This is a genomic window from Ruegeria sp. N7, assembly GCF_056531345.1.
Window position 1 is genome coordinate 1 of record NZ_JBQFLR010000011.1, and the last position, 15,273, is coordinate 15,273.

Consider the following 15,273-nt stretch of genomic DNA (forward strand, 5'->3'; position numbering starts at 1 on the left):
CTGCGGTCAGCGTCGTCTTGCCGTGGTCAACATGCCCAATCGTGCCGATGTTGACGTGCGGCTTATTACGCTCAAACTTTTCCTTTGCCATTCCTCAGGCGCCCTTTTGCGATTTGGGGGACCCTTGGTCCCGGGTTACTATCTGCGCGCGCGAGATATTTGGTTCAAAGGGGAAAATCAAGCACATCCTGAGGGAAATGCGCTTATCCCGCCGGATTTTGCGTAACCTCGGTGGAATCGAGGGGCTGGATCAGGTCTGGCCGTTTTTCGAACCAACCTTTGTCTTCATGTTCTTCAGCCAGCCACTCTTCGACCCGGTCGGCAACTTTCAATGACAGACCGGCCATTTGTTCCTCTTTGGTGCGCTCGTGCCCCGACCCTTTCAGCGCACTGCCTCCGGTCGTGTCTTCCAGCACCTGGAACTGCTTTCCCTTGGCCAGAAACTTTTCTTTCTTCACGTCATAGACGTTGACCAACACAATCGCGGTGCTTTTGGGATTGTAGATGATCGGGATTCCCGGAGGCGCCAGCATGTAGCCTTCCAGGCTGATCCCGATGTCGTATTCCTGCGTGCCTTCATAACGGCCCAGACGAATATCGACCGCATTCTGGATGGCCTTCGTCCACTCGTCGGGCGTTGCGTCGCGCGACACTGGCCCTTGCACGGCCTTGTCAGCGAAGGCGTAGTTGACCCGCAGCTTGAATTCCCCCAGTGACTCGGGCGGTTCATAAACCTGTGTCTGGGTGCAAGCGCCCATCAGGGCCAATCCGGTGATCAGGGTCAGAATGCGCAACATGTCTCTTCTCGATAGGCCTGTTTTTCTTTGGTCTAGCGCACCGATACGGGTTGTGCCAAGCCGTATCGGTGGATTTCTACCGCAACCGAGGCCGGATCACGAAAACTTATAGTCCCGCGGGAAACCATAGGGCGCTTTTTTCCCTACGCTGGCGCGCTTGGACAGCCATTGGGACATATCTGCCTCATGCCGGGTCTTGTCGCCCCCCATGGACCATTTCAGGCCTTCCTCCCAGTTGAAGGTGGTGATGTCAGACAGACCGCCATCCAGCTCCAGCGTCCCCTGCCGCCCGCGTGCCATATTGTATTTTTGCAGGCGCACGCCCTTGCCGCGGGTCATTTCGGGCAATTCCTCGATCGGGAAGACAAGGAACTTGCCGTTCTGGGACACGATTGCAACGTGGTCGCCCTCGACCGGTATACAGATCACTGCTGTTTCGTTGTCCTTGACGTTCAGCACCTGCTTGCCGTTTCGCGTCTGCGCCAGCACGTCATCTTCGGGCACCATGAACCCGTTGCCCGCATCCGAAGCCACCAGCAGCTTGCGCCCCGGCTTGTGGATCAGGATATCGATGATCCGAGCCTCGTTCGGCAGGTCGACCATCAGGCGCAGGGGTTCGCCCATGCCCCGCCCGCCGGGCAGGTTGGCCGCGCTGACAGTATAGAACCGCCCGTTCGAAGCGAAGACCAGCAACCGGTCGGTCGTTTCCGCATGGAAGATAAAGCGCGGCCCGTCGCCATCCTTGAACTTCAATTCACGGGTCAGGTCGATATGACCGGTCATGGCGCGAATCCAGCCCATCTGAGAGCAGACGACCGTGATTGGTTCGCGGTCGATCATCGCCTCAAGCGGCACTTCTTCGACCTCGCCCGCTTCGGCGAACCGCGTGCGGCGCGCGCCGCCTTCGTAATCTTTGCCGAAGGTCTTTTTCGTCTCTTTCAACTGCTCGGAAATCCTGGCCCATTGCAGGCCTTCGTCGGCCAACAGGTCTTCGAGGTTGGCACGTTCCAGCATCAACTCATCGCGTTCTCGGACCAGCTCCATCTCTTCCAGACGGCGCAGGCTGCGCAGGCGCATGTTGAGGATCGCGTCAACCTGAACCTCGGACAACTCGCCCTCGCCCGGTTTGGGTGAGACATAGTCGGCCTCGCTGGTGGCGCGGACATGGTCGATCCCCCAATCCTCGCGCATCAGCGCGGTTTTGGGGTCGTCGTCATAGCGGATGATGTCGATCACACGGTCGAGGTTCAGGAAGGCAACGATAAAGCCCTCCAACACTTCCAGCCGGTGGTCGATCTTGGCCATGCGGTGGCGCGAGCGGCGGATCAGCACCTCTTGCCGGTGATCAAGGAAAGCGCGCAGCACTTCCTTCATCGAGCAGACTTTGGGCGTCACCCCGTCAATCAGCACGTTCATGTTCAGGCTGAACCGCACCTCGAGGTCCGAGTTGCGATAAAGCATGCCCATCAGCACCTCAGGGTCCACATTCTTGGAGCGCGGCTCGAGGATCAGGCGGATGTCATCGGCGGATTCGTCGCGCACATCGGCAAGGATCGGGATTTTCTTGGTCTGGATCAGTTCGGCGATCTTCTCGATCAGCTTGGACTTCTGAACCTGATAGGGAATCTCGGTGACGATGATCTGCCATTGGCCGCGCCCCAGATCCTCAACCTCGTACTTGCAGCGCAGCCGGAACGAGCCTCGGCCAGTTCGATAGGCTTGCGCGATGTTCTCGGGCGGCTCGACAATCACGCCACCGGTTGGGAAGTCAGGGCCGGGCACGTAGTTCAACAGGGTGTCGTCGCGCGCGTCCGGCGTCTTGATCAGATGCAGACAAGCGTCGCAGAGTTCCGAGATGTTGTGCGGCGGGATATTCGTCGCCATCCCCACCGCGATACCACTTGCGCCATTGGCCAGCAGGTTCGGGAACTGTGCGGGCAGCACGACCGGTTCGGTCAGCGTGCCATCATAGTTGTCGCGAAAATCAACGGCGTCTTCGTTCAACCCTTCCAGCAGCGCCTCGGCCACGATGGTCATCCGCGCTTCGGTATAGCGCGAGGCCGCCGGGTTATCGCCGTCGATATTGCCGAAATTGCCCTGCCCGTCGACCAGCGGATAGCGGACGTTGAAATCCTGTGCCAGACGCGCCATCGCGTCGTAAATCGCGGCGTCGCCATGCGGGTGATAGTTGCCCATCACGTCGCCGGAAATCTTGGCAGACTTCCGGAAACCTCCGGTTGCACTGAGTCGCAACTCTCTCATCGCATAGAGGATTCGGCGGTGAACCGGCTTCAACCCGTCCCGCGCATCGGGCAGCGCCCGGTGCATGATGGTGGACAGCGCATAGGTCAGATACCGCTCACCAATCGCGCGGCGCAGCGGTTCCGCCACCTCGCCCCCACCTGTGGGGGCCTGCATGTTGGGGTCATCGATCGTATCGTTCATATATGATGTGATACGCCGCAAGTGCGCCTTGGTAAAGCGAGCAGCACATAAATTGCTGGGGAAAAGTCGTGCTTTTTGCAACAGGGGGAGACACCGTGTTGTTTTCCCCCATTTTTCGACTCGTCCCCCGAAATATGCTAAGATCTCATCAATTGATTTGCTGCCATTTGTTGATGTTACGATTGCTTTGGGGGATGCGCCATGACGCGCCTGATACTTGTTACCTTTGCCGCGCTCGGCTGGACCTTTTACGTGATGAGCGGTGGCCCTGATTTTGAACCGCGCGGCGTGCGCCCTGCCAAACCGGAACGCGTGGCTGTCGTGGCAGAACCGGTTGCCCCGGTCATTGAACCGGCACCTGTCGAAGATTTGGTCACCCGTGCCGCCGTCAAACCCGCACTGGTGGTTCCACCTGTTGCCGAGGCGGTAACCCAGTTGGGTGAGACCGAAACAAAGGCCCTCCTCTCGCAGGTCGCGGCTGGCCTGAAAGCCAATCCCTCGCTGTTTCAAGACGAAAGCGTGACCCTGACCCTGGCATCACTGGAACAGGGTGTGACCGCACTGGAGCAGGTGGTCACCGATGCCGAGTTGCCCACAGTCGAACTGCCCACGCCTGCCGAGGCCCAGACCGACATCCGCGAGATTTCGGGTACCCGGGTCAATCTGCGCGATGGCCCCGGCACGATCTATCCCATCATCGGCAAGGCCGCGCTTGGCCAACGGGTCGAGGTCCTGAGCGATTCCGGCACCGGCTGGCTGCGCCTGCGCGTGTTGCCCGCGCAACAGGTTGGGTGGATTTCAGCATCACTTGTCCGGAAAACATCAAACTGACGCCCGGACGTCATTGCCCTGCCGCAAACCCCGCCCTAGCTTTTGGCGGGGTTCAGCTTCGGAAGGCACATGCAGAAATCGATTCTTATTACGGGATGCTCGTCGGGCATTGGGCTGGACGCAGCACACGGAATGCGTGCGCGAGGCTGGCGTGTATTTGCATCCTGCCGACAGCAGCGCGACTGTGATCGCCTGCGCGCGCAAGGGTTTGAAAGCCCCAGAATCGACTATACCGAACCCGACAGCATTTCCTCGGGATTGTTATATGTACTTGAGGCAACGGACGGAACACTGGACGCACTGTTCAACAACGGCGCGCACGGGCTGCCCGGTGCGGTTGAAGACGTCCCGACAGACGCTCTGCGTCATATCTTTGAAACCAATGTCTTTGGATGGCACGAACTGACCCGACAGGTTATTCCCGTCATGCGGGAACAGGGTCACGGCCGGATTGTGCAATGTTCCTCGGTACTTGGTCTTGTCGCATTCCCTTGGCGCGGCGCATATGTGGCCACCAAATACGCCATCGAAGGACTGACCGACACCTTGCGGCTGGAGCTGCGGGATGCAAACATTCAGGTCGTGTTGATCGAGCCCGGCCCGATCACCTCAAAGCTCAGGGAAAAGGCAATCCCGGTGTTCGAAAAATACATCGACTGGGAGAACTCGGCCCTGCGGGAAAAATACGAAGGTTCGCTGCTGAAGCGACTATACGAAAACAGTGCGCCCGACCGGTTCGAACTGCCCGCCTCTGCTGTCACCGACAAGCTGGCCCATGCGGTCGAGGCGCGCCGCCCCAAACCACGCTACTATGTGACCACCCCGACATATGTCGCAGGGGTTCTGCGCCGGATTCTGCCCACAAAAGCCACGGATCGCATCCTTTCGGATATCTGAGACGTTATTTCCCGTTCGCTTTTCGTCACCTTGACGCTAGATGGGGATAATCGAAAAAACCGGACGGTGACTTTAAATGGACCCTTTAATGGTCATTCTGCTTCTGGCCATGGCGGCGGTTGTCGTTGTGTTAGCCCTGGGAATCGCGAATTTCGGCAAAAGCGGCATGGAAGCAGCTAAGAAAAGCAACAAGATGATGCGCCTGCGTATCCTCTTTCAGTTCATCGCCGTTATTTTGATCGTGCTATACGTCTATCTACGCGGGCAAGGGGTGCAGTAATGGTTGTGCTCAACAAAATCTACACGCGCACCGGCGACGACGGCAAAACCGCTCTGGGCAATGGCGAGCGTGTGGCAAAGTATTCGGGCCGCGTTGCCGCCTACGGAACAGTGGACGAGCTGAACTCTTTTGTTGGCGTGGCCCGCACCGAGGCCGAAGGCGAAGTCGATGCCGCCTTGTCGCGGATTCAGAACGACCTGTTTGATCTTGGCGCTGATTTCTGCCGCCCTGAAATGGAGAAGGATGCCGAAGCGGACTATCCACCGCTGCGAATCGTATCCGCTCAGATCGACCGGCTGGAAGCCGAAATTGACATCATGAACGAAACACTGGAACCGCTGCGCAGCTTCATCCTGCCGGGCGGTTCGCGGCTGGCCGCGCATTTGCACGTGTGCCGCACCGTATCGCGTCGCGCCGAGCGGTTGGCGGTCGAGTTGACGAATATGGAACCGGTTAACGATGTGGCCGTCAAATACCTCAACCGGCTAAGTGACTGGTTTTTCGTCGCGGCCCGGTGCGCAAATAACGATGGCAAGGACGACGTGCTGTGGGTTCCCGGCGCAAACCGCTGAATATTTCACTGAAAACAGGCCCAGTTCGGGCAACAATCTTGCGTGCCTCAAGGTAAAAAACTGCAAAACGCGACGTCCCGACGCGACGACGTGACGATTTTGCTCTGTTTTGCGGGTGCAGCAGACGTTATCAAGTCCGACGAGAGCATTGGTGGAGTCGCCTTCGCGGCTTGCCGTTTTTTTGAGGAGAAAGCGCTACAATGAAGGTACTGGTACCTGTCAAACGCGTGATTGACTACAATGTGAAGGTCCGCGTGAAAGCGGACGGTAGCGGTGTTGATCTCGCCAATGTCAAAATGTCGATGAACCCGTTCGACGAGATTGCGGTTGAAGAGGCCATTCGCCTGAAAGAGGCTGGCAAGGCAGACGAAGTTGTTGCCGTTTCGATTGGTGTGAAGCAGGCGCAAGAGACGCTGCGGACCGCGCTGGCCATGGGTGCCGACCGCGCGATCCTTGTTGTTGCGACGGATGATGTGCACACCGATATCGAGCCGCTGGCAGTTGCCAAGATCCTGGCCAAGGTGGTCGAGGAAGAGCAGCCCGGCATCGTTCTGGCGGGCAAGCAGGCGATCGACAACGACATGAACGCCACCGGTCAGATGCTGTCGGCCCTGTTGGGCTGGTCGCAGGGCACCTTTGCCTCGGAACTGGATATCGAAGGCGACAGTGCCAAGATCACCCGCGAGGTGGATGGCGGGTTGCAGACCATCAGCGTCAAGATGCCGACCATCGTGACCGTTGACCTGCGCCTGAACGAGCCGCGCTACGCGTCGCTGCCCAACATTATGAAGGCGAAGAAAAAGCCGCTGGATGAGAAAACCGCCGCCGATTACGGCGTCGACGTCACGCCGCGCCTGGAAATCGTCAAGACCGAAGAACCGCCGGCACGTGCCGCAGGTATCATCGTTGGCTCGGTGGATGAGCTGGTTTCGAAACTCAAAGAAGTGGGGGCTGTGTAATGGCTGTACTTCTGCTTGCCGAAGTCAACAATGGCGAACTGGCGCTGGACGCCACTGCCAAGGCAGTAAACGCTGCCAAGGTGCTGGGTGACGTGACCGTTCTGGCCGCAGGTGGCTCGGCCGCCGCTGCCGGCGAGGCTGCCGCTAAGATCGACGGCGTGTCCAAGGTGCTGGTTGCCGAAGACGCATCGCTGGGTCATCGCCTGGCGGAATCGACCGCCGCGCTGATCGTGGGTCTGGCCGATGGGTACGAGCATATCGTGGCCCCCGCGACCACCGACGCCAAGAACGTAATGCCGCGCGTCGCAGCCCTGCTGGACGTGATGGTGATCTCGGATGCCTCGGGCGTGGTCGATGGCTCGACGTTTGAGCGCCCGATCTATGCGGGCAACGCGATCCAGACCGTGAAGTCGAACGACGCCAAGAAGGTCGTCACCATCCGCACAGCGTCCTTCGACGCGGCGGGGACCGGCGGCTCGGCTGCGGTCGAGACCGTCTCGGTCGGCGACAATCCCGGCCTTTCGTCGTGGGTCGAAGACAAGGTGGCCGCAAGTGACCGTCCGGAACTGACCTCGGCTGGCGTTGTTGTCTCGGGCGGCCGTGGTGTCGGCTCGGAAGAAGACTTCAAGCTGATTGAAGCTCTGGCTGACAAGCTGGGTGCTGCGGTTGGCGCGTCGCGCGCCGCTGTGGACTCGGGCTATGCCCCGAACGACTGGCAAGTGGGTCAGACCGGCAAGGTTGTTGCCCCCGATCTTTATGTCGCCGTCGGCATCTCGGGCGCAATCCAGCACCTTGCGGGCATGAAGGATTCAAAGGTCATCGTTGCGATCAACAAGGACGAAGAAGCGCCGATCTTCCAGGTCGCCGACTTCGGACTGGTTGCCGACCTGTTCCAGGCAGTCCCTGAGCTGACCGAAAAACTCGGCTGACCACAGCCCGGGATCAGAGCCCCACAACCACCAAAGGCCCGCCACCAAGCGGGCCTTTTTCAATTCAATCCCCTCAAAGCCACCTCAAGCTTCAAAGCTATCTCCCTATGCGCCGAGGGGCCAAGCATATGCTCGGCCACAGGCTGTTGCAGCGCCCCGAACAACACGTCCTCGATCTCGTCTGACAAGGAGGACACACTGACCGAGCATTCCACGACATCGGCACATAGCTGTCGAACCTGTTCGATCATGTCAGCGTCGGGCAGGACAAGATCGCGATGCCGGTCCTCCTGTCGCTGTATATGCAGCCAGAGAAGAACAACCCCCGACTTGATCCGGCGTATCAGCTCGGATGTGTTGCGCAACCAAGTCTCTCGCAACTCTTGTGCCACAACCTCAAAGCGCGCGTCCTTTGTGGCCCGCAACCGTTCCAGCAAATGCCTGACAAAGTGGATTTCCGTGAAATCGACCTCGGGATAAAGATCCAGCAGATCGCGCGAAGGTTCAAGAAACCGATCATTCCGACGCGGGTGCACGCGATAGAACCTGTTCGACTGGCAGGGCACGTCCAGCACTTGCAGCACACAACGGTCCGATCCGTTGACAAGGTTTAGTACCCCCGGGTCGGCAAGCAACGCGTCAGCCCCGCAAAAAAGGTTACCAAAATTGATACAAGGTTTCGGCAACCTTTTTGCAAGCAATGCCGGGTACGGATATTCCACGAACCGGCCAAACGTCTCTTCTCCACCCAGGCAGGCCACATAAGGCGTATCAAGATTTCCGGGCGGCGACCGAAACCACAGATTTGATCCTGCATATTGGCACGTGGCCTCTGTGCCGTTGCTTACACGATGAAAGCTCATACCAAGCCCCCCAAATTTTCACCCAATTGCCAATTTGCGGCCTTAGGTATTGAGAATCTCCTAATGCGCGCATTTGAAGCAAAATTGACCGGTTCGATCCCCTTGCCGCCCGCCCCGGTCTGCCGATACTGTCCCGGTATCCTCCAGGGCAAAGGCAGCTGAACATGGAAGTTAAATCAGTCGGGGTGATTGGCGCGGGTCAGATGGGCAACGGCATTGCCCATGTTCTGGCTTTGGCGGAATACGATGTCTTGCTGAATGATGTCAGTCAGGATGCGTTGAACAGCGCAATGGCCACGATCGAAGGCAACATGGCGCGTCAGGCATCACGTGGCAAGATCACTGACGATGCGATGCAGGCGGCCCTGAAGCGTATTACAACCACCCTTGAATTGCCGCAGCTGGGACAGACCGATCTGGTGATCGAAGCCGCGACCGAGCGGGAAACAGTCAAACAGGCCATTTTCGAAGATCTGCAACCGCACCTCCTGCCGCATACGATCCTGACGTCGAATACGTCGTCCATTTCCATCACGCGTCTGGCCAGTCGTACGGACCGGCCTGAACGTTTCATGGGTTTTCACTTCATGAACCCGGTTCCGATCATGCAATTGGTGGAACTGATCCGCGGTATCGCAACGGATGAGGAAACCTTCAAAGCCTGCAAGGCGGTCGTGGACCGGTTGGGCAAAACGGCCGCCAGCGCCGAAGATTTCCCGGCTTTCATCGTTAACCGCATCCTGATGCCGATGATCAACGAAGCCGTTTATACGCTGTATGAAGGTGTCGGAAGCGTCCAATCCATCGACCAATCGATGAAGCTGGGTGCGAATCACCCCATGGGGCCGTTGGAACTGGCGGATTTCATCGGGCTGGACACATGTCTTGCCATCATGAACGTCTTGCATGATGGTCTGGCTGATACAAAGTATCGCCCCTGCCCGCTATTGACCAAATATGTCGAGGCCGGATGGCTGGGGCGCAAGACGCAACGCGGTTTCTATGACTATCGCGGCGAGGTGCCGGTTCCGACACGTTAAGTAAACCGCCCGTGCCCGGTACGGTATCGGTTAGATGAAAACACGGGTCAGGACTTGCCTGACTTGCCCAGCGACAATGTATGGTTTCTGAGCCAGGTCATGAAACCACGCGGGTCTTTCTCCAACTGTTCCATATCTTGATCCGAGATCGGATCGCCAATGACCGGCGATTGCGGTTTTTTGCACGAGCGGACGATTTCATGCAGCAACAAGCCTTGCCGCAGGATCGGCGACAGCTTGTTGGCGATCTGGTACCAGCGCGAGTTGCTGCCGGGAAAGAAAATCGGCACCACACGCGCGCCTGAACGGCGGATCATTTTTGCGGTGAACACATTCCACTCGCGCTCGACCGCAGGGCCAAACCAGTCATCCGAAGACATGACGACACCGGACGGGAACAGCGCCACGACACCGCCGTCTTTCAGATGGTCCATCGCCTTGCCACGCATTTCCAGCATCTTGGCCTGCGCTTCGGGGTCATGCGGAAACGGAACCGGGATCATGAAAGACGTCGCGGCCTCATCAAGACCCGTCAGGACCGAGCGGGTCAGAATGCGATAATCACTGCGGATCCGCCCTATCAACTCGGCCAGAATCATACCGTCCACCATTCCGTGAGGGTGGTTGGCAACGACAACGACGGGGCCGGTTTTTGGAATACGGGCAATCTGTTCTTGCGGTGTGGTCAGGTCAATCCCCATCACCTCAAGCGCACCGCCCCAGAACCGCTGTCCCCGGTAAAATTCATTCTTTTTCTCGAATTTGTTGACCATCCGCAAAATGGTCAGCTTGCCCGTGCACCATTCGATGGCGCGAATGGCCGTCGAAGTCCAGGCATCGTCGAACGAGTTCGCATAGGTCAGAGTTCTACGGTCGTAGATCTCGCCCTGATCTGCGGTCCCATCCACCACCGGGCGTGTCTTGGTCTCGTGCGTCGTTTCCGCCAATTCCTGGTCTTCCCGTTCTTCCTGTCCCGGCAAGGGCAGCTTAGAACCCCTCTCCGAACTTGTCGTTCACAAGCGCTTCCAGAGCTTCTGCCAATGCTTCAGCATCCGGTCCGGAGGTCTCGACGTCAATAGTTGTTCCGCGTGATGCTGCCAACATCAAAAGGCCCATAATACTGTCGCCTGACGCAGAAATTCCGTCCTTCGACACCTCGGCATGCGCGTCGAAACCTTCCACAACCTCGACCAGCTTCGCCGATGCGCGGGCATGCAGACCTTTTTCATTGATAATTTTCAGGCTTCGGGTGGTCATATTCATCAATCCGGTTTTAGTCCAATGTCACATTTTGCGCATTGATGTATTTCCGTCCAGCTTCCATTGCCTGACGGACAGCATCACCAACGGGTAAGTGGCGGCTTTTGGCCAATTTAATGAGCATTGGCAGGTTTGCCCCATACAATATCCGCCGATCCTGAGGGGCGCAGGCCCGCAGGCTGAGATTTGAAGGGCTGCCGCCGAACAGGTCGGTTACAACGACAACACCGTCGCCCATATCGACTGCGTCAGCCGCACGACAGATTTCCGCCTGTTTTTCATCCCTGTCGTGGTCAGGTTCGATCGCAATGGCCACAAGGCCGGGCTGCGGCCCGACCACATGCTGTGTGGCGGCCAGGTATTCCTGGGCCAAACCGCCATGCGCAACGATCACAATTCCGATCAATCCGACCTCACATTCAACGACCGACGTTCCATCTCGCGATGCCTAATTGCCACCTGCTGCCCATCCTCTGCAAGGGCCTTTGCAACGGCTTCTGCCATTGCGACGGATCTGTGTTGCCCACCCGTGCATCCGAAAGCCACCGACAGATGTGCTTTTCCTTCGGCCCGAAAGGCCGGCAGCAACAAGGTAAGCAAATCCATCACCCGTCCAAGAAAGGGTTCGTAATTCTTATCCGATTGGACATAGCGCGCAACGTCCGAGTGTCGCCCATCCGCCGCCCGCAACTCGGGGCGCCAATAGGGGTTCGCCAGAAACCGGCAATCAAAGACCATGTCCAGCCCACGCGGAAGGCCCCGCTTGTACGAAAACGACTCGATTGAAACTGCCAGATGTCGCCCCCCCTGGGGCGCAAACCAGTTTTCAACTTCTTCCCGTAACTGGTGCACGTTCAGTTGGCTTGTATCGATCAGGGTATCTGCAATCTCGCGTATGGGGGCCAGCAGCTCTTTTTCACGCTGAACACCGGTCTCAGGGCTGGCATTCTTGGCAACAGGGTGCCGCCTGCGGGTTTCCGAAAACCGGCGCACCAATACGTCATCACTGCAATCCAGATACAAAACGGTCAAATCCACCCGCGCCATGCGGCCCAGGCTTTCGGCCAGTTCGATAAACCCAATTGTCGAGAAATCGCGATTGCGGGCGTCAATGCCAAGCGCCATTGGGCGGTCGCTGTCCGCGCTGTCCAGCAGGCGCAGCAGCAGGCCCATCGGCAGATTGTCGATGGCCTCAAAACCCAGGTCTTCCAGTACATGAATGGCTGTGGATCTTCCGGCCCCTGATGGGCCTGTTACCAGCACGATCCGCCGTTGCTCTGTCATTTGTTCGGCCATTCCGGGTGTACACGCCCATTCTTCAGAAGCTGCATCAACGCTGCGGCCAAGTTGGGCACGCCCGCCCCGCGAAGCAAGGGAACAGCTTGCCCCAGCAGCACGATTGTCGCCTCGGCAGGTAACCTCTGTGGCTCATTTTGATCCAGATCCACAACATAGTCCAAGGAGACCGGTCCGAATACATCCGCTTTGATCAAACCAATGTGACGGGCCTCGATCAAACCCTGTATCTGCGGCACGGCGGCGGCAATGACCTGATGGTCTCGCCTTGACAGTTCGACCCGATCATCCGCGACCAGACCCGCCCCATAGGCCATCATCTGCAATGCTAGTGCCGATTTTCCCGCGCCCGAGGCACCGACGATCAACAGCCCGCGCCCGGCAACTGTTACGCATGAGGCATGAACACAAGCGCTGTCCCGGTCTTTGGCGTCTGACAGAGAACCTGCTTGCATGAGTTATACAGGTAACCCCACCACAAAGCGTGCCCCTAGCGGGTCTGACGTAATATCCGCTTCGGTCGGGCGGATATTCTCAGCCCAGATTACGCCGCCATGGGCTTCGACAATCTGTTTCGAGATGGCCAGACCAAGCCCCGAATTGTTACCGAAGTGCTCTGCCGGGCGTTGCGAATAGAAACGCTTGAACACTTTGGTCAAGGCCTGTTCCGGAATACCCGGCCCGGTGTCTTCGACCACGACAAGAACACGGTTGTCTCGCTGACGTACCCAGACGCGGATGGCATCACTTTCTTCACAGAAGGAAATGGCATTGGTGATCAGATTGACGAACACCTGCGCCAGCCGTGCCTCAAGCCCGTTGATGACAATCGGTTCGGATGGCAGATCGGTGATATAGTCGATCCCCTTGGACCGCGCGTCTTCACCCAGATATTGACCGATATTGCCAATCAGCTTGAGCAGATCAAAGGGTTGTTCTTCTTCCTTAACCAGTTCCGCATCAAGACGTGACGCGTTCGAGATGTCGCTGACCAGCCGGTCCAGGCGCCGAACGTCATGTTCGATTACACCCAGCAGCTTGTCGCGCTGATCTTCGCGCTTGACCATGCGAAGCGTGCCAACAGCGGATTGCAGGCTGGCCAAGGGGTTCTTGATTTCATGGGCGACATCAGCGGCGAACTGTTCGTTTGCGTCGATCCGATTATACAGAGCAGTCACCATGCCCCGCAGAGCGCGGCTGAGGCGACCGATTTCATCCGGACGGGCGCTAAGATCAGGTATGCGAATGCGCCCCGGATTGACCCCTGTGCCCCGATCCTTACCCATTTCCGCCGCTGCGGCCAGGTCTGCCAACGGGTTGGCGATGGTCGAAGCCAGCACAAGGCTCAGGCCCACCGAAACCAGCAAAGCCACCACGAACATTTGCAGAATGCGCTCCTGCTCACGGCGGGCCAGTGCGTCGATCTCACCGGCGGGGCCTGTGATGGCAACTGCTCCGGCAGGGGTATCCTCGTAAAGAATCGGAGCAGCGGCTACGATCACGGTCTCACCTGCGGCGTCCTGAACTGCCTGAACCTGCCTTTGACCTGCCAGCGCCTGTGGGATAATTCCCTGCACCCGCTGTGCCAGAGTCGGTGCCTCGACCTCGGTCGACCAGTTGAGAAGGTTCGACACACCGATCCAGACCGCGTTCAACGTGTCGCTGATCACCGTGCTGCCGGTTTGCAGCTCGGAATTGGTTTGCAGAAGAACCGGCATGGCCGACACTTGCGGGGCACCGCGTGTCCAGCCAATCAGGGTGCCACTGGCGTCATAGACAAAGACTTCCCCGCCTTCAGGAAGTGTCAAACCTGACAGCGTATCTCTGACGTCGAGGTTGCCAGCATCCTGCGCGGTGTGCTGCGCACCCTGGCGCAGCTGGGTTTCAAAGACGTTGCTGACCAGCTGCGCATCGCCAAGCAGATTGCGCGCCGTCTGCTGAACCGTCTCTTTCCGCGAATCGTCCAGATACAGCAATCCTGTAACCAGGATCACCAGCGCGATCAGGTTGAAGGTGATGATCTTGCGCGCCAAAGGCGAGCCTCGCAGAGAAAACAGGTTTCTCTGGGACCGCTTTTCCCTCAGTTCCGCTGACTCGGTATCGTCGGGAATGACCCAGTCATCCCCGAGTACGACGTCACCGTCACGTAGTTCGCTGGCTGCTTCGGTGTCGCGCACGAGAGCCCATTACCCCTTGCTGGCGTGGCGCCTATTCTTCGTTGTACCGATAACCGATACCATAAAGGGTTTCGATCGCCGAAAACTCGGGATCAGCCGCGCGCATCTTCTTGCGCAGACGCTTGATGTGGCTGTCGATCGTCCGGTCATCCACATAAACCTGATCATCATAGGCCACATCCATCAGCTGGTCGCGGCTTTTGACGAAACCCGGACGCTGGGCAAGTGCCTGAAGAAGCAGGAATTCGGTCACGGTCAGGGATACATCATTCCCTTTCCAGCTGACCGCATGGCGCAGCGGGTCCATCCGCAAGTCGCCGCGTTCCATAACCTTTGTGTCGTTGCTATTGGCCGCAATCGCGTCGCCGCTTGTTGCTTCTTGCCGACGCAGCAGAGCGCGGATGCGCTCAACCAGCAACCGTTGCGAGAAGGGCTTTTTCACATAGTCATCCGCGCCCATGCGCAGACCCAGAACCTCGTCGATTTCATCATCTTTCGAGGTCAGAAAAATCACCGGCATCTGCGTTTTCTGACGCAGCCGTTGCAGCAGATCCATGCCATCCATTCGCGGCATCTTTATATCGAGTACGGCCATATCAGGCAGCTTTTTGTTGAACGCATCCAACGCGGCCTGGCCATCATTATAAGTTTCAACCTCGAAACCTTCGGCTTCGAGTGTCATGGATACAGACGTCAGAATGTTTCTATCGTCATCCACAAGTGCAATCTTTGACATCGGGCTCACCCCTATTCCTGCTCACTCGCGCAATAATTCGCTTATTTGTAAGGCATTGTTGGCGGTTTTAAGACGCCGAATCAATCCGTAACTGCGAATCGTGCCTTTGTTGCGGCAGGTCTGCGGCAAATTTGCCTTTATGCCCGCAAAAATATGCCCGGTTCTCGGTCATTGAATTTGTGATGGCGCTA

18 protein-coding genes are annotated in these 15,273 nt (G+C 57.9%); 7 read left to right on the forward strand and 11 right to left on the reverse strand.

What is annotated here, in order from left to right; all coding sequences use genetic code 11:
• From ACR0ES_RS12910 to ACR0ES_RS12920, 3 genes are all read right to left on the reverse strand, one after another.
• On the reverse strand, window positions 1–91 hold a 91-nt coding region (locus ACR0ES_RS12910; protein WP_036223564.1), incomplete at its 3' end, for a GTP-binding protein.
• A 112-nt stretch (window positions 92–203) separates the two neighbouring features.
• Entirely contained in the window at window positions 204–797 is a 594-nt protein-coding gene (locus ACR0ES_RS12915; RefSeq protein ID WP_480487110.1) for a hypothetical protein, read from the reverse strand.
• 96 nt (window positions 798–893) lie between these two features.
• Window positions 894–3,242, reverse strand: a complete 2,349-nt coding sequence (locus ACR0ES_RS12920; RefSeq protein WP_480870907.1) for a DNA topoisomerase IV subunit A — start codon at window positions 3,240–3,242, stop codon at window positions 894–896.
• 201 nt (window positions 3,243–3,443) lie between these two features.
• Between ACR0ES_RS12920 and ACR0ES_RS12925 the strand changes: the two genes are divergently transcribed.
• The 6 genes from ACR0ES_RS12925 (at window position 3,444) to ACR0ES_RS12950 (ending at window position 7,710) form a co-directional block, all read left to right on the forward strand.
• Window positions 3,444–4,073, forward strand: a complete 630-nt coding sequence (locus ACR0ES_RS12925) for an SH3 domain-containing protein (protein ID WP_480870909.1) — start codon at window positions 3,444–3,446, stop codon at window positions 4,071–4,073.
• Window positions 4,074–4,142: 69 nt separating this feature from the next.
• Window positions 4,143–4,970 carry an SDR family NAD(P)-dependent oxidoreductase gene (locus ACR0ES_RS12930; RefSeq protein ID WP_480870911.1) on the forward strand — a complete coding sequence of 276 codons (828 nt, stop codon included), beginning with the start codon at window positions 4,143–4,145 and terminating at the stop codon, window positions 4,968–4,970.
• Between the two features lie 76 nt (window positions 4,971–5,046).
• Window positions 5,047–5,250 (forward strand): twin transmembrane helix small protein, encoded by a 204-nt coding sequence (locus ACR0ES_RS12935; RefSeq protein ID WP_209506337.1) that lies wholly within the window; start codon window positions 5,047–5,049, stop codon window positions 5,248–5,250.
• Window positions 5,250–5,822, forward strand: a complete 573-nt coding sequence (locus ACR0ES_RS12940) for a cob(I)yrinic acid a,c-diamide adenosyltransferase (RefSeq protein WP_267364209.1) — start codon at window positions 5,250–5,252, stop codon at window positions 5,820–5,822. The genes ACR0ES_RS12935 and ACR0ES_RS12940 overlap by 1 nt, the downstream gene beginning before the upstream one ends.
• A gap of 200 nt (window positions 5,823–6,022) precedes the next feature.
• The gene (locus ACR0ES_RS12945; protein WP_209506332.1) at window positions 6,023–6,781 is read left to right on the forward strand and encodes an electron transfer flavoprotein subunit beta/FixA family protein; all 759 of its coding nucleotides are present in this window, start codon (window positions 6,023–6,025) and stop codon (window positions 6,779–6,781) included.
• Complete coding sequence (locus ACR0ES_RS12950; RefSeq protein WP_480494607.1) at window positions 6,781–7,710, forward strand: electron transfer flavoprotein subunit alpha/FixB family protein; 930 nt, start codon at window positions 6,781–6,783, stop codon at window positions 7,708–7,710. Before ACR0ES_RS12945 ends, ACR0ES_RS12950 begins: the two co-directional genes overlap by 1 nt.
• A 59-nt stretch (window positions 7,711–7,769) precedes the next feature.
• Here the strand turns inward: ACR0ES_RS12950 and ACR0ES_RS12955 are convergent, their stop codons facing one another.
• The gene (locus ACR0ES_RS12955; RefSeq protein ID WP_480870913.1) at window positions 7,770–8,573 is read right to left on the reverse strand and encodes a DUF6473 family protein; all 804 of its coding nucleotides are present in this window, start codon (window positions 8,571–8,573) and stop codon (window positions 7,770–7,772) included.
• Window positions 8,574–8,737: 164 nt separating this feature from the next.
• On the opposite strand from ACR0ES_RS12955, the gene ACR0ES_RS12960 reads away from it, so the two are divergent.
• Window positions 8,738–9,613: a 3-hydroxybutyryl-CoA dehydrogenase gene (locus ACR0ES_RS12960; protein WP_209506328.1), complete on the forward strand. Its 876-nt coding sequence runs from the start codon at window positions 8,738–8,740 to the stop codon at window positions 9,611–9,613.
• Between the two features lie 47 nt (window positions 9,614–9,660).
• Here ACR0ES_RS12960 and ACR0ES_RS12965 read toward each other — a convergent pair whose 3' ends face one another.
• The 7 genes from ACR0ES_RS12965 to ACR0ES_RS12995 are packed head-to-tail and all read right to left on the reverse strand — an operon-like array spanning window position 9,661 to window position 15,082.
• On the reverse strand, window positions 9,661–10,560 hold the full coding sequence (locus ACR0ES_RS12965; RefSeq protein WP_480870915.1) for a lysophospholipid acyltransferase family protein: 900 nt from the start codon (window positions 10,558–10,560) through the stop codon (window positions 9,661–9,663).
• 40 nt (window positions 10,561–10,600) lie between these two features.
• Entirely contained in the window at window positions 10,601–10,870 is a 270-nt protein-coding gene (locus tag ACR0ES_RS12970) for an HPr family phosphocarrier protein (RefSeq protein WP_209506323.1), read from the reverse strand.
• A 16-nt stretch (window positions 10,871–10,886) separates the two neighbouring features.
• The gene (locus ACR0ES_RS12975) at window positions 10,887–11,279 is read right to left on the reverse strand and encodes a PTS sugar transporter subunit IIA (protein ID WP_267364203.1); all 393 of its coding nucleotides are present in this window, start codon (window positions 11,277–11,279) and stop codon (window positions 10,887–10,889) included.
• The gene (rapZ, locus tag ACR0ES_RS12980) at window positions 11,276–12,157 is read right to left on the reverse strand and encodes an RNase adapter RapZ (protein ID WP_480507422.1); all 882 of its coding nucleotides are present in this window, start codon (window positions 12,155–12,157) and stop codon (window positions 11,276–11,278) included. The genes ACR0ES_RS12975 and rapZ overlap by 4 nt, the downstream gene beginning before the upstream one ends.
• On the reverse strand, window positions 12,154–12,624 hold the full coding sequence (locus ACR0ES_RS12985) for an HPr kinase/phosphorylase (RefSeq protein WP_480774136.1): 471 nt from the start codon (window positions 12,622–12,624) through the stop codon (window positions 12,154–12,156). Before ACR0ES_RS12985 ends, rapZ begins: the two co-directional genes overlap by 4 nt.
• A gap of 3 nt (window positions 12,625–12,627) precedes the next feature.
• Window positions 12,628–14,346, reverse strand: a complete 1,719-nt coding sequence (locus ACR0ES_RS12990) for an ATP-binding protein (RefSeq protein WP_480483748.1) — start codon at window positions 14,344–14,346, stop codon at window positions 12,628–12,630.
• 31 nt (window positions 14,347–14,377) lie between these two features.
• Window positions 14,378–15,082: a response regulator transcription factor gene (locus ACR0ES_RS12995; RefSeq protein WP_267364197.1), complete on the reverse strand. Its 705-nt coding sequence runs from the start codon at window positions 15,080–15,082 to the stop codon at window positions 14,378–14,380.
• Window positions 15,083–15,273 lie beyond the last annotated feature (191 nt).

What these genes read in the sequence shown, in the direction of transcription:
- ACR0ES_RS12915 (WP_480487110.1), bottom strand. Translation starts at nt 797, where the DNA reads ATGTTGCGCATTCTGACCCTGATCACCGGATTGGCCCTGATGGGCGCT.
- ACR0ES_RS12920 (WP_480870907.1), bottom strand. Translation starts at nt 3,242, where the DNA reads ATGAACGATACGATCGATGACCCCAACATGCAGGCCCCCACAGGTGGG.
- ACR0ES_RS12925 (WP_480870909.1), top strand. Translation starts at nt 3,444, where the DNA reads ATGACGCGCCTGATACTTGTTACCTTTGCCGCGCTCGGCTGGACCTTT.
- ACR0ES_RS12930 (WP_480870911.1), top strand. Translation starts at nt 4,143, where the DNA reads ATGCAGAAATCGATTCTTATTACGGGATGCTCGTCGGGCATTGGGCTG.
- ACR0ES_RS12935 (WP_209506337.1), top strand. Translation starts at nt 5,047, where the DNA reads ATGGACCCTTTAATGGTCATTCTGCTTCTGGCCATGGCGGCGGTTGTC.
- ACR0ES_RS12940 (WP_267364209.1), top strand. Translation starts at nt 5,250, where the DNA reads ATGGTTGTGCTCAACAAAATCTACACGCGCACCGGCGACGACGGCAAA.
- ACR0ES_RS12945 (WP_209506332.1), top strand. Translation starts at nt 6,023, where the DNA reads ATGAAGGTACTGGTACCTGTCAAACGCGTGATTGACTACAATGTGAAG.
- ACR0ES_RS12950 (WP_480494607.1), top strand. Translation starts at nt 6,781, where the DNA reads ATGGCTGTACTTCTGCTTGCCGAAGTCAACAATGGCGAACTGGCGCTG.
- ACR0ES_RS12955 (WP_480870913.1), bottom strand. Translation starts at nt 8,573, where the DNA reads ATGAGCTTTCATCGTGTAAGCAACGGCACAGAGGCCACGTGCCAATAT.
- ACR0ES_RS12960 (WP_209506328.1), top strand. Translation starts at nt 8,738, where the DNA reads ATGGAAGTTAAATCAGTCGGGGTGATTGGCGCGGGTCAGATGGGCAAC.
- ACR0ES_RS12970 (WP_209506323.1), bottom strand. Translation starts at nt 10,870, where the DNA reads ATGACCACCCGAAGCCTGAAAATTATCAATGAAAAAGGTCTGCATGCC.
- rapZ (WP_480507422.1), bottom strand. Translation starts at nt 12,157, where the DNA reads ATGACAGAGCAACGGCGGATCGTGCTGGTAACAGGCCCATCAGGGGCC.
- ACR0ES_RS12985 (WP_480774136.1), bottom strand. Translation starts at nt 12,624, where the DNA reads ATGCAAGCAGGTTCTCTGTCAGACGCCAAAGACCGGGACAGCGCTTGT.
- ACR0ES_RS12995 (WP_267364197.1), bottom strand. Translation starts at nt 15,082, where the DNA reads ATGTCAAAGATTGCACTTGTGGATGACGATAGAAACATTCTGACGTCT.